11 protein-coding genes are annotated in these 12,433 nt (G+C 65.0%); 4 read left to right on the forward strand and 7 right to left on the reverse strand.

Annotated elements, in window-relative coordinates:
• Nucleotides 1–221 precede the first annotated feature (221 nt).
• The 3 genes from DFR48_RS01225 (at nt 222) to DFR48_RS01235 (ending at nt 3,394) form a co-directional block, all read left to right on the forward strand.
• Nucleotides 222–1,181 (forward strand): helix-turn-helix domain-containing protein, encoded by a 960-nt coding sequence (locus DFR48_RS01225; RefSeq protein WP_114361801.1) that lies wholly within the window; start codon nt 222–224, stop codon nt 1,179–1,181.
• 136 nt (nt 1,182–1,317) lie between these two features.
• Nucleotides 1,318–2,832: an aldehyde dehydrogenase gene (gene adh, locus DFR48_RS01230; protein ID WP_114361338.1), complete on the forward strand. Its 1,515-nt coding sequence runs from the start codon at nt 1,318–1,320 to the stop codon at nt 2,830–2,832.
• A 166-nt stretch (nt 2,833–2,998) separates the two neighbouring features.
• Nucleotides 2,999–3,394 (forward strand): DUF779 domain-containing protein, encoded by a 396-nt coding sequence (locus DFR48_RS01235; protein ID WP_114361339.1) that lies wholly within the window; start codon nt 2,999–3,001, stop codon nt 3,392–3,394.
• 52 nt (nt 3,395–3,446) lie between these two features.
• Here DFR48_RS01235 and DFR48_RS01240 read toward each other — a convergent pair whose 3' ends face one another.
• From DFR48_RS01240 to lgt, 7 genes are all read right to left on the reverse strand, one after another.
• Nucleotides 3,447–5,726 (reverse strand): methyl-accepting chemotaxis protein, encoded by a 2,280-nt coding sequence (locus tag DFR48_RS01240; protein ID WP_114361340.1) that lies wholly within the window; start codon nt 5,724–5,726, stop codon nt 3,447–3,449.
• Between the two features lie 140 nt (nt 5,727–5,866).
• Nucleotides 5,867–6,799, reverse strand: coding sequence for a ribose-phosphate pyrophosphokinase (locus tag DFR48_RS01245; protein WP_112690805.1), 933 nt, complete (start codon nt 6,797–6,799; stop codon nt 5,867–5,869).
• A gap of 112 nt (nt 6,800–6,911) precedes the next feature.
• Nucleotides 6,912–7,640: a hypothetical protein gene (locus DFR48_RS01250; RefSeq protein WP_114361341.1), complete on the reverse strand. Its 729-nt coding sequence runs from the start codon at nt 7,638–7,640 to the stop codon at nt 6,912–6,914.
• A gap of 100 nt (nt 7,641–7,740) precedes the next feature.
• On the reverse strand, nt 7,741–8,892 hold the full coding sequence (locus DFR48_RS01255; RefSeq protein WP_114361342.1) for a M24 family metallopeptidase: 1,152 nt from the start codon (nt 8,890–8,892) through the stop codon (nt 7,741–7,743).
• 1 nt (nt 8,893) lies between these two features.
• Complete coding sequence (gene pgeF / locus DFR48_RS01260) at nt 8,894–9,688, reverse strand: peptidoglycan editing factor PgeF (protein ID WP_114361343.1); 795 nt, start codon at nt 9,686–9,688, stop codon at nt 8,894–8,896.
• Nucleotides 9,689–9,811: 123 nt separating this feature from the next.
• Nucleotides 9,812–10,912 (reverse strand): class I SAM-dependent methyltransferase, encoded by a 1,101-nt coding sequence (locus DFR48_RS01265; protein WP_114361344.1) that lies wholly within the window; start codon nt 10,910–10,912, stop codon nt 9,812–9,814.
• 19 nt (nt 10,913–10,931) lie between these two features.
• Entirely contained in the window at nt 10,932–11,771 is an 840-nt protein-coding gene (lgt, locus tag DFR48_RS01270) for a prolipoprotein diacylglyceryl transferase (protein ID WP_114361345.1), read from the reverse strand.
• 196 nt (nt 11,772–11,967) lie between these two features.
• Between lgt and DFR48_RS01275 the strand changes: the two genes are divergently transcribed.
• Nucleotides 11,968–12,228: an accessory factor UbiK family protein gene (locus DFR48_RS01275; protein ID WP_114361346.1), complete on the forward strand. Its 261-nt coding sequence runs from the start codon at nt 11,968–11,970 to the stop codon at nt 12,226–12,228.
• The last annotated feature ends 205 nt before the right edge of the window (nt 12,229–12,433 follow it).

Here is a 12,433-nt window from a genome sequence, read left to right on the forward strand (position 1 = left end):
GCAAGCGCAGGCCGGCAATTGCAGGGCTTTTCGCGTGAACGGCGGCACAAACACTACCCGTCCTCCTTGCGGTGCGGCAAGGAACGGCATGAAGCCATCCGCGAGTGTCTCAAAACTGCGACAGATGCGAGGGTGATATTCGTATCGGTCTTGTATCAGCGGATGATGATTGAAAGATAGTCCATGCGCAGGCATGATGTCATATGCTTTGGGAGGAGCAGATGCCTCGGCAGCCCAACCACTCAGACTTGGTCTATCAGACAGCGACGCAGAGTTCTGCCGCCGCCAGTTCGCCGATTGCGGCCTCGTGGCGCCGCTGCCTCGACCTTCATCAGCTCCAGCCGGAAGAGCGCCGCAAGCCTGTTCGTGTCGACGAAACGGTCTTCCGCTCCGCGCGGGAGAGGGCAGGCCATCTGGTTTTCGCCTGCAGCGAGGAGGTCGATCGGCTCTATCAGACCGTCGGCCGGTCGGGTTGCTGCATCCTTCTTTCCGATCGCGACGGCGTGGTGCTCGATCGCCGCGGTGCGCCGTCCGACGATGCGGACTTCCGTGACCTCGGGCTTTGGCCGCAGACCGTCTGGAGCGAGGCGAGCGTCGGGACCAACGGCATCGGCACGGCCCTCGCCGACCAGCGGGCGGTGATGATCCACCGCGACCAGCATTTCCTGAGCGCGAACACGGAGCTCAGCTGCGTGACGGCACCGATCCGCGATCATCTCGGACGTGTCGCCGCGGCGCTCGACATCTCGACCTGCCGCAACGACGTCACCGACATGACGCTTGCGATCCTCTCGCAGGCGGTGCGCGACGCGGCCGTTCGCGTCGAGGCGACGCTCTTCAGGCTCGCCTTTCCGGGCGCCCGTTTCGTGATGGTCCCGACGGCGAGCGCCGGCTCGGTCGCGCTTCTCGCCGTCGACGGTGACGACCTCGTGCTCGGAGCCACCAGGGCGGCGCGTCTGGCGCTGAGGCTCGACGACCAGCGGATCGCTCAAGGATTGCCGGCTTCGGATGCACTCTGCGAGAGCAGGGGAGACGGTGTCGCCGACCTCGACGAGGCGGAACGTGCGGCGCTGCGCCGGGCATTGTCGCGTACCAATGGCAACGTCTCGCAGGCCGCCCAGGTGCTCGGCATCAGCCGTGCGACCCTGCACCGGAAGATGAAGCGCCTCGCCCTCCAGTGACGCCGCCGCAAGTGTCGCAGAACTGAAACAGTGTGCGCTGCGGTATCCTGTCATCCCCCTATCCGCGAAGGGCGTTGCCGGCAATCATTCTCCCATCGGTCCTGAGGAGGGACCTCGATCCAGGGAGGATGATTTCATGAATATCCAAGTCCAGACCATTGCCGAGAGCCCGTTCAAGCTGCGCTACGGGAATTTCATCGGCGGCGAGTGGCGCGATCCGGTGAACGGCCGCTACTTCGACAACATCACGCCGGTGACCGGCGGAAAGCTCTGCGAGGTCGCCCGCTCCGACGAGCACGACGTCAATCTCGCCCTCGACGCCGCACATGCCGCCAAGGACAAGTGGGGCCGCACCTCGACCACCGAGCGGTCCAATATCCTGAACAAGATCGCCGACCGCATGGAAGCCAATCTCGAGCTTCTGGCGCGCGCCGAGACCTGGGACAACGGCAAGCCGATCCGCGAGACGACGCTTGTCGACATTCCGCTAGCGATCGACCATTTCCGCTATTTTGCCGGCGCCATCCGCGCACAGGAAGGCTCGATCGGCGAAATCGACCACGATACCGTCGCCTATCACTTCCACGAACCGCTCGGCGTGGTCGGGCAGATCATTCCGTGGAACTTCCCGATCCTGATGGCCGCATGGAAGGTGGCGCCGGCGCTCGCCGCCGGGAATTGCGTCGTCTTGAAACCGGCCGAGCAGACCCCTGCCTCGATCCTCGTGCTGATGGACCTCGTCGGCGATCTCCTGCCGCCCGGCGTGCTCAATGTCGTCAACGGCTTCGGCCTCGAAGCCGGCAAGCCGCTCGCCTCCAGTCCGCGCATCGCCAAGATCGCTTTCACAGGCGAGACGACGACCGGCCGGCTGATCATGCAATATGCCAGCCAGAACCTGATCCCGGTGACGCTCGAGCTCGGCGGCAAGTCGCCGAACATCTTCTTCGCCGACGTTGCCGCGGAGGACGACGATTACTTCGACAAGGCGATTGAAGGTTTCGTCATGTTCGCGGTCAACCAGGGCGAGGTCTGCACCTGCCCGAGCCGGGCGCTGATCCACGAGTCGATCTATGACCGCTTCATGGAGCGCGCCCTTCCGCGCGTGAAGGCGATCGTGCAGGGCAGCCCGCTCGAAATGAGCACCATGATGGGCGCGCAGGCGTCGACCGAGCAGATGGAGAAGATCCTCTCCTATCTCGACATCGGCAAGCAGGAAGGCGCCGAGGTGCTCGCCGGCGGCGAGCGTGCGCATCTGGGCGGCGCGTTGAGCGACGGCTTCTACATCCAGCCGACCGTCTTCAAGGGCCACAACAAGATGCGGGTCTTCCAGGAGGAGATCTTCGGCCCAGTGGTCTCTGTCACCACTTTCAAGGACGAGGACGAGGCGCTGTCGATCGCCAACGACACGCTCTACGGCCTCGGCGCCGGCGTGTGGAGCCGCGACGCCAACCGCTGCTACCGCTTCGGCCGCAACATTCAGGCCGGCCGCGTCTGGACCAACTGCTACCACGCCTATCCGGCCCATGCCGCTTTCGGCGGCTACAAGCAGTCGGGTATCGGCCGCGAGACCCACAAGATGATGCTCGACCACTACCAGCAGACCAAGAACATGCTGGTGAGCTACAGCCCGAAGGCGCTCGGCTTCTTCTGAGGAGGCCTCCACCACCTCCCCCTCGATGGGGGCGGTTGCAGCAGAGCTGCGGGTGAGGTGATTGTGCACCTCCACCAAGGGTCACCTCACCCCGGCACTTGCGTGCCGACCCTCCCCCTCAAGGGGAGGGTTTCGCGTGTTGGCAACGTCTTTGGAAGGAACGACGATGACCGAAAGTCCCGCCGGCGAACCGCGCGTGATTGCCACCGAAGCGGCGCTCGATTTCCTATCTGAGATCCGGCGCGACCACCCGGACATCCTCTTCCACCAGTCCGGCGGATGCTGCGACGGTTCTTCGCCGATGTGCTATCCGGCGAGCGAATACCGCGTCGGGGAGACTGACGTGAAGCTCGGCGAGATCGGCGGCGTGCCGTTCTACATCAGCGGCAGCCAGTACGAGGTCTGGAAGCACACCCAGCTCATCATCGATGTGGTGCCGGGCAGGGGCGGGATGTTTTCGCTCGACAACGGCCGGGAGCGGCGCTTTCTCACGCGCTCGCGGCTGTTCGGATCCGGCGAGGCCTCGTGCGGCATTCCTGCCCCGTCCCGTCCCAAGACATAAAAAGCCCGCGGGCACCGGAGCGCCGCGGGCTGCTGTCGTCATTGTCACCGGCTCAGGCCGCTTGACGTCTTACGGCTGCTGCGCCGCGGTCGATGGCGAAGCGGTTCACCTGGCCGGTGAGGCCGTCTGCCTCGTGCGCCAGCGCGAAGGCGCTTGCCGTCGTTTCCTCGACCATGGCGGCATTCTGCTGCGTCACCTGGTCGAGCGCGTTGACGGAGGCATTGATCTCGGAAAGCCGCATCGACTGCTCGCGCGAGGCGGTGGCGATCGCACCGATCTGGTCGTTGATCGCCGCGATGTTGGTCTCGATCTGATGCAGGCTTTCGCCGGTCTTCAGCACCAGTGCGACGCCGCCTTCGACATCGGACGTCGAGGTGTTGATGAGCTGGCTGATGTCGCGGGCGGCACCGGACGACCTCTGCGCCAGTTCGCGGACTTCCTGCGCGACGACGGCAAAGCCCTTGCCGGCGTCACCGGCCCGGGCCGCCTCGACGCCTGCATTGAGCGCAAGCAGGTTCGTCTGGAAGGCGATCTGGTCGATGACGTCGATGATCTGGCGGATCTTCGAGGAGGAGCCTTCGATGCGCTCCATCGCGGTGATCGCCTCGCCCACGACCGAGGACGAGGTCTTCGCACCGGCGAGGCTTTCGGCTGCGACCTGGACCGCCGTTTCGCAACGCTTCAGCGCATCGTTCACGGAGCCCGTCATGTCGCCGAGGGCGGCGGCGGCCTCCTCGAGCGACGCCGCCTGCCGTTCGGTGCGATGTGCGAGGTCTTCCGATGCGGCCTTGAGGTCGGCAGAGCCGCTGCGGATGACGTCGGCGCTTTCGCTTATCGTGCGGATCGTCTGTTCGAGATGTTCGAGCGACTGGTTGAAGTCGAGGCGCAGGTGGTCCAGCGAGGGCACGAAGGGCGTGTCGATCCGGACGTTCAGCTTGCCGTCGGCAAGGTCCTGCAGTCCGCCGGCGAGTGCGGAGACGGCATATTCGAGTTCCTGTGCGCTGCGGGCCTTCTCTGCCTCGCGCTGGCGGCGCTCTTCCTCGATCTGCTCGCCGCGTTCGACCGCCTCCGTTTCCATCCGGTCCTTTTCCAGCGCGCTGGTCCGGAAGGATTCGAGCGCCCTGGCCATGACGCCGATTTCGTCGGGGCGACCGGCGGCACGGATTTCGATGTTCTTGTCACCCTGGTTCAGCCGGTTCATCAGCTTCGCGAGATCGGTCAGCGGGCGGGTGAGGCTCGACGAGACGAAGGTCCCGATGACGCCCATCACTGCGAGCACCGCGACGGTCGCGAGAAAGGCCCATTTGGCGAGGTCGTTGGCCGATGCCAGAACCTTGGCGTCCTCCTGGCCGATCGCGAGGAGATGTCTTTGCCCGAAGAGATCGAGGGGGCGATAGGCGTAGAACGAGGTGCCGTTCGCCGAACCGGCGAAGGTCGCGCCGCTGGCACCGGATTTCGCCGCCTCCACGAGTTCCGGCGCGACGACTGCATCCTTGCCACCGGTAATCGTGCCGCCGCGCAGGCTGCCGTCGTCGCTGAGGAGGAAGGCGTCGTCGATGGTGGCGCCGAGCCCGTCCGGCTTCATCATCTGCGACAGCTTGTCGGCTGAGACGCGGATGAAGACGGTGCCCTTGCGCTGCGTCTCGCCCCAGACGGAAATGGCGAGCGGTTGCGCGACGAAGGCCGAGGGCACGCCGGCTTCGTAAGGGTAGTCACCGAAGGGCGAGAAATGGACGTCGCGGTCGCCGCCGGCCTTCACACGCTCGGCAAGTTCCTTGAGGCGGGCATTGGCCGGATCGTCGAGCGTCGTCAGGAGTTCGCCACCCTTGGTTACGGTGTAGACGATCGTCCCGTTGACGTCGGCAACCAGAATGTCGCTGACATTGGTGTTCTTCCAGGTGCTCGACAGCGTGCCGTGAATGGCCGCGTGGCGCACGCCGTAGAGCAGCTTCTGCTTGCTGCCGTCGATGGCGATCCGCTCTTCGACGGTCGAGCCGTCCGGCTGGAAGACCTTCTTGATCGTCGGCGCCTCGACGGGAATGATGTTGACCATCATGTCGGTCGCTTCCCCGACCGCCGTATTCTGCGCGATTTCGGCCAGCGACTGGCCTACGCGGTCGAGATAGGAGGCGACTTCCTTCGACTGGGTGGCAGCCACCGACTCCAGCCGCAACTTGCTGGCGTCGATCAGGCCCGCCTTGCCGATCTGGTAGCTCAACAGGCCGACCGCCATGCACGAGACCAATGTGGCTCCGACGACGAGGCCGGCGAATTTCGCCTTGACGGACGACAGAGGACGGATTCGGTCCGTCCCTATATCGGTGCGCGACATAAAATATTCTCCTCCCGCAACTAGATTGCGCGGAAGTGTCGCGGAAATTGCTTACGGCAATCTTAAGTAAACACTGTCGAATGTTCGGATGCCGCGACGATGCGGGCATCCGTCATTGTTTACGACAGGGGAGGCGAGCCTCAGTCGAAGAGGCTCGAAACCGAGGCTTCCGCGCTGGTGCGGTTGATCGCTTCGCCGAGCAGGTTGGCGGTCGTCAGAACGCGGATGTTGTGGGCGGACTGGACGGCGGTCGTCGGCTGGATGGAGTCGGTGATCACCAGCTCGCGCAGCTTGGACGAGGCGACGCGGGTCACCGCACCGCCCGAGAGCACGCCGTGGGTGATATAGGCCGTCACGCTGGTCGCGCCGTTCTTCAGCAGCGCTTCCGCGGCGTTGCAGAGTGTGCCGCCCGAGTCGACGATATCGTCGATCAGGATGCAGTCCTTGCCGGTCACGTCGCCGATGACGTTCATGACTTCGGACTCACCCGGACGGTCGCGGCGCTTGTCGACGATCGCGAGAAGACAGTCGAGGCGCTTGGCGAGCGAGCGGGCGCGAACCACGCCGCCGACGTCCGGCGAAACGACCATGACGTTCTTGGTGTCGTAGCGTTCCTTCACGTCGCGCGCGAGAAGCGGCACGGCGTAGAGATTGTCGGTCGGGATATCGAAGAAGCCCTGGATCTGGCCGGCATGCAGGTCGAGGGTCAGCACGCGGTCGGCGCCGGCCTCGGTGATGAGATTGGCGACCAGCTTCGCGGAGATCGGGGTGCGCGGGCCCGGCTTGCGGTCCTGGCGGGCGTAGCCGAAATAGGGAAGCACGGCGGTGATGCGGCGGGCGGAGGAGCGGCGGAACGCGTCGATCATGATCAACAGTTCCATCAGGTGGTCGTTGGCCGGGAAGGAGGTGGACTGGACGACGAAAACGTCCTCGCCGCGCACGTTTTCCTGGATCTCTACGAAAATTTCCTGGTCCGCGAACCGTCGAACGGTGGCTTTTCCAAGAGGAACATTGAGATAATTGCAGATCGCCTCGGCCAACTGCCGGTTCGAATTCCCCGCGAAAACCTTCATTTTGGCCCGCCTGTTGTCATGCTGGATGGGCGCTTTTTAGCGTCCTTGAACCTGAATGCAAGAGGCCTTGCGGTCGCGACCACGAAATTCGTGAAAAGTTTGTGACCAGTGGTCATCCGCCGTGTCCGGCCAGCCAGCTCGTGTATTCGTTGATTGTCTTGGTCGCGATCTGCTGCATGAGGGAGGCGGGCACGCCGGCCCAGGCCTCGGTCGCCGAGGAAGGAACGACCTCCTGGCCCTGGATACGGTGCAGGCGGCTTCCGCTCTGGTTGAGAATATCCCAGACATAGATGATCGTGACTTTGCCGCCTTCGGAGAAGGCCGAGAAATAGCCCTTGAGGATGTGGTCGGCCGCCGGGTCGTTCGAGCCCTTGATCGCCAGTCCGTGCGCACGGGCCTCGGCCCCGAGCTGGCGTGAGAGCGGCGTTACCGCCTGGATCGGCGCGCCGATGATCGGCAGGAAGCGGATCGTACCCTTTGCGGGGGCGAGGGCGGCCGTCTGTGTCGGCGCCGGTGAAGACGCTTGAGCGGCCGGCTGCTGCTGGGTCGTCACGCCTCCGACCGGCGGGGGAGGCTGCATCGGCTGACTGCCGGCGGCGAGCGCCTGGGCCTGGGCTTCGAGCGTGTTCTGCGGCGGTGTCGCGTATTCCTGGCCGGCGAGCGACTGCTGCCCTGCGGAGACGCCGGCCATCTGGTCGGTGTCGGACTGCGTGACGGGGGAGCTCGCGACCTGCGTTCCTCCGCCGACGTCGGCGCGCGGCGTCAGGGCATCGGTGGTATTGCAGCCGGACAGGGCGAGCGCCGGGATCAGCACGTTCAATGCTATCGCGATCCACTTCATCCTGCCATTTGCCCTTCCTGTTCGGTCAAGCTTTTCATCCACCCTTCTTATCGGGTCCGGGAGGGGTGCTGTCAATTCCCCGAAATTTCACGAGGCCGCGTCAGCGGACGAGAAGTTCGAGCGGATGCCGCGAGAGCGCACGCGGCGCTTCCTCCGTCGTCAGATAGGTGTGGCCGAGGGTCATTGCCGTTTCGCGCTCGGAATCCATGACGATCATGTGCACGAAAAGCGACATGTCGGGGAGGATCTCCTGCGGATTGCCGGCATGGAACATCTGGTGCTCCATCCACGACGGCGAGAAACGTGCGCCGAGCGAATAGCCGCAGGCGTTCAGCCTGTGCCGGGTGAGGCCCCGCTCGTCCATGATGCGGGCGTGCGTGTCGAAGACGTCGCCGAAAGTGTTTCCCGGACGCAGCACCGCCTCGATCTCGCGGATCGTCGCCTCACAGGCCGCGTAGAGTTCGCGGTGGCGCGTGGTCGCCTCGCCGATGAGGATCGTCCGCATCATTGCCGCATGGTAATGGGCGTCGACGCCCGCCCATTCGAGCGTCAGCTGGTCCTTCTCGGAAAGCGTCCGGCGACCGGACTTGTAGCGGCAGAGAAGGGCGTCCGCCCCGGAACCGATGATGAATTCGTTCGCCGGATAATCGCCGCCGCCCGCCAGGATCGTTCCCTGCATCGCCGCGAGGATGTCCGCCTCGTTTCCACCTGCCCTGATGAGCGGCAAGGCGGCGTCGAGCGCGTCGTCGGCAAGGGCTGCCGCGCGCTCGATATGGCCGATTTCGGCGGTGCTCTTCACCAGCCGGAGATTGCTGACGAGGTAAGAGGCATCGACGATCTGGCCGAAGGTCGTGAGCTGGTTGTCGAGAAGCCGCGCGACGCGGCCCGTCATGCCGTGGGTGTCATATTCGACGCCGATGCGGCATCCGAGCAGGTCCATGTCGCTCAGCAGGTTGCGCAGGTCCATGGCCGGATCGGCATTCACGCGGTCCACCCAGACGACGATGTTCTCGATCGTCGAGGTGTGGCGCGCCTGGCGCAGGTCGGCGGAGCGGGTGAGCAGCGTCAGCGAGCCGTCCGCCCTCACCACGAGCGTCTGGAAAAAGCAGTAGCCGAAGGTGTCGTAGCCCGTCAGCCAGTACATGCTCTCCTGGGCGAAGAGCAGCAGTGCGTCGAGCTTTTCTTCGGCCATGCGCGCCGTCAGGCGGTCGAGCCGGGCAGCGTATTCGCTCGCGTCGAAGTGCAGCGCCATGTCAGTCCTCCGTGATTGCGATTGCGGAAATCTGGCGGCCGTAGTCCGGTTCCCCCGCATGTGTGGTCCGACGATAGGAGAAGAAGGAACCGGGGTCGGCATAGGTGCAGAGGCCGAGGCTTTCGGCCTTGAGGCCGGCATCCGTGAGCCGTTTCAGCGTCAGGCCCTGCAGGTCGAACATTGCGTGCCCTTCCTTGGCGGAAGAAGAGAAGAAGGCCTCGTAGGACGGATCCTGTTCGAGGAAGCGGGCGACGAACTCGGGGCCGACCTCGTAATTCTGCGCACTGATCGAGGGGCCGAGGCAGGCGACGATGCTCTCGCGGGCGGCACCGAGCTGTTCCATGGCGGCGATCGTGTTTTCCAGAACGCCGGTGAGGGCGCCCTTCCAGCCGGCATGGGCCGCGCCGATGACGCCGTTTTCCGGGTCGGCGAAGAGGATCGGCCCGCAATCGGCGGTGAGGACGCCGAGGATGACGCCCGGCGCCGAAGTCACCATGGCATCGGCCTGCGGGCGCGAACCGTCGTAGCGGGCGTCGACGACCATCACGTCCGGCGAATGGACCTGGTGGACGGTCGCGAGCCGCTCCGCAGGCAGTCCGAACCAGCGGCTGACGCGGCTGCGGTTCTCGTGCACGCGCTCGGGCGCATCGTTGGAGCCGAGCCCGACGTTCAGGCCTTCATAGATGCCTTCCGACACGCCGCCCTTGCGGGTGAAGAAGCCGTGGCGAAAGCGATCCCTTCCGTTCCTCGCGAGGAGCGTACTTTCGATCGGCTCTGGAGACGCTTGATTCTGCATGGCTTTCCGGTGTCCGCGTTTGGTGAGAGTGATCTTCGTCCACCTGCCGGGTCTTGTGAAAGAGACGGCGCCTTCTGCCCCTGCCGGATTTGGCGGGATGGTGACCCAAGCCCGCCGCCTCTGTCAATCCGCAGGCTTGAAGGGGGGAAGCGGCACGGCGGGGCTCGAAAGCGCGAGAACCTTGAAGAGCTCGCCCATCCGCCCTTCACCGGCGCCGGCCAGCCGCTCGACCGCCTGCACGATCTCCGTCTGGGTCTTGGTATCTTTGCCGCGGCCGAGCGCGGATGCGCGTTCCTCGATCCCGAGGCCGACGAGGAAATCGCCCTGGTGCATGCAGCCGTTGACGTGCACGCCCGCGGCGCTCGCGGTGATCGCAAGCTGCTCGAAGTCGACATGGCTCGTCAGGTCGGCCATGCCCGGATGGGCGAGCGGCGGATCGAATTCATGAGCGAGCACCGCCTGCAGGGTGTCGCCGTAGGCCGTGGCCATATGGCCGTAATCGATGATCAAGGCCGTGCCTCCGGAGGTGCGCAGTCTGTCGCACATCGTTTCCAGAACCGCCTGGCGGGCGGGGGCGATCTCGAAAATGGTGCCGTCCGGCGGCAGGTTGCCGGCCGTCGGCAACAGAGCGGGGTCTATGCCCGAGACGCCGACGGCAAAGGTCAGTTCGTCGTCGGCGTCGAGGCCGACCATGCGCTCGCGAAAGCCGGTGGGGGTCTTCACGAACTGGCGGATCGGGATCGCGTCGAAGAGTTCGTTTGCCGCGACGAGGACGAAACCCGCGGGGACTTCGTCGAAGCTCTCGTGCCAGGCGATCCTGTCCTCATGGCCGGCGAGTGTCTTCCTCTGCACCTCGCGAAGGCGTCCGCTGGTTTCGACCAGATGGACGGTCGCCGCCTCGTAGAGCGCGGGCGCGATGCGGGCGATCACCCGCAGCATGTCCGACATCATCGTGCCGCGGCCGGGGCCGACCTCGACGAAGCGCACCGGCTGCGGCTCGCCGTGGCGGCGCCAGGCCAGCACCATGAAGACGCCGAGCATCTCGCCGAAAAGCTGGCTGACCTCGGGTGCGGTCACGAAGTCGCCATCGCTGCCGAAGGGATTGCGGGTCTTGTAGTAACCGTGTTCCGGATCGGCGAGGCAGAGCGCGAAATAGTCGGTGACGCTGATCGGGCCGTTCGCACGGATAAGCGCCTTGATCTTGGTGGCAAGCGGTGTGGTCACGTCAACGCCTCTCGTTTTGTCAACGGCCGCTCGCTCGGCGCGCGCGAAGGATTGCCCAGAGCCCGGCCACCAGCATGGGCAGGGACAGCACCATTCCCATGGTCAGCCAGTTGCCGGCAAGATAGCCGATCTGCACATCGGGCTCGCGGAAGAACTCGACCAGAATGCGGGCGAGGGCATAGAGCGCGACGAAGGCGCCGGTCACCGTTCCGGGCCTGCGCAGCGCCTTGAAGGCGCGTGCGAGGATTTGCAGGACGATGAACAGGAGGAGGCCTTCGAGGGCCGCCTCGTAGAGCTGGCTCGGATGGCGCGGCATCGGGCCGCCGGTCGGGAAAACCATCGCCCAGGGAACGTCGGTTATGCGGCCCCAGAGCTCGCCGTTGATGAAATTGGCGAGCCGCCCGAAGAAGATGCCGATCGGCGCGACGCTCGCAACGATGTCGAAGAGGCTCCAGAGCGGGATCGCGTGGCGGCGGGAAAACAGGATCATCGCCGTGGTCGCGCCGAGGAAGCCGCCGTGGAAGGACATGCCGCCGTTCCAGATCTGGATGGCGCGCACGGGTTCGGCGAGCACCGCTTCGAGATCGTAGAAGAGGATGTAGCCGATGCGGCCGCCGAGCACGATGCCGAGCGCGACCCAGACGAGGAAGTCGTCGAGGTGTGCGGCCGTGCAGGGGGGCGTACCGTTCGGCCAGAGCGCCGTGTTGGCGAGCATGCGGCGGGCGACGAACCAGCCGAGCATGATGCCGGCGACGTAGGCGAGGCCATACCAGCGGATTGCGATCGGCCCGATGGCGATGGCCACGGGATCGATTGCCGGGAAGCTGACGATGGAAAGCAGGGCGGCGGCTGACTGCACGGTTGAACCTTCGTTATTGTCGGCGGAAAATGGCGTTCTGAAATGGGACGGTCAAGATGGATTCTGGACGGCCGGCAAGCTGCCCGACCCTCCCGGCAAGATTATGGCTTGCATCGCTCCCGGCAAATGCCTACCTCAAACCCATGAACAAGGGCGCCGGCGGACGGCGTCGACTGCGAAAGAGGAGCCGATCCCGATGTCCACTGGACCGAACCGCATTCTGGACGAATTCGCCAAGCTGATGACCGATGCTGCCGGCGCCGCCCAGGGCGTTCGCAAGGAAATGGAGACCGCCTTCCATGCGCAGGCCGAGCGCTGGCTGAACAGCATGGATGTGGTGAAGCGCGAGGAATTCGAGGCCGTCCGGGAAATGGCGGTGAAGGCGCGCGAGGAAAACGACGCGCTGCTCGCCCGCATCGCGGCCCTCGAGGCACGGCTCGACGCCAAGGACAAGTGAGCCGTTCGGCTCCTTCACGACCGACGATCAACACCGCCGCCGAATCTCCGGAAGTCACCGAACTTCCAGCGGGATTCGGCGGCGGTCGCATTTCGACGGGTGCTTTTGCGGAAAGAAACGCCGACGGCCGGATTCGCCTGTCGCTGCAAGCGAAAATAATCGTCCTCGTTGTCCACATGTGGACAGCGGCCGAAAAGCCAATCGG

Source organism: Ciceribacter lividus (assembly GCF_003337715.1).
Classification (GTDB): Bacteria; Pseudomonadota; Alphaproteobacteria; order Rhizobiales; family Rhizobiaceae; genus Allorhizobium; species Allorhizobium lividum.

Bases quoted from the DNA above. Each gene is read 5' to 3' on its own strand.
- DFR48_RS01250 (WP_114361341.1), bottom strand. From the start codon at position 7,640: ATGAAGTGGATCGCGATAGCATTGAACGTGCTGATCCCGGCGCTCGCC.
- DFR48_RS01225 (WP_114361801.1), top strand. From the start codon at position 222: ATGCCTCGGCAGCCCAACCACTCAGACTTGGTCTATCAGACAGCGACG.
- pgeF (WP_114361343.1), bottom strand. From the start codon at position 9,688: ATGCAGAATCAAGCGTCTCCAGAGCCGATCGAAAGTACGCTCCTCGCG.
- DFR48_RS01255 (WP_114361342.1), bottom strand. From the start codon at position 8,892: ATGGCGCTGCACTTCGACGCGAGCGAATACGCTGCCCGGCTCGACCGC.
- DFR48_RS01275 (WP_114361346.1), top strand. From the start codon at position 11,968: ATGTCCACTGGACCGAACCGCATTCTGGACGAATTCGCCAAGCTGATG.
- adh (WP_114361338.1), top strand. From the start codon at position 1,318: ATGAATATCCAAGTCCAGACCATTGCCGAGAGCCCGTTCAAGCTGCGC.
- DFR48_RS01240 (WP_114361340.1), bottom strand. From the start codon at position 5,726: ATGTCGCGCACCGATATAGGGACGGACCGAATCCGTCCTCTGTCGTCC.
- DFR48_RS01235 (WP_114361339.1), top strand. From the start codon at position 2,999: ATGACCGAAAGTCCCGCCGGCGAACCGCGCGTGATTGCCACCGAAGCG.
- DFR48_RS01245 (WP_112690805.1), bottom strand. From the start codon at position 6,799: ATGAAGGTTTTCGCGGGGAATTCGAACCGGCAGTTGGCCGAGGCGATC.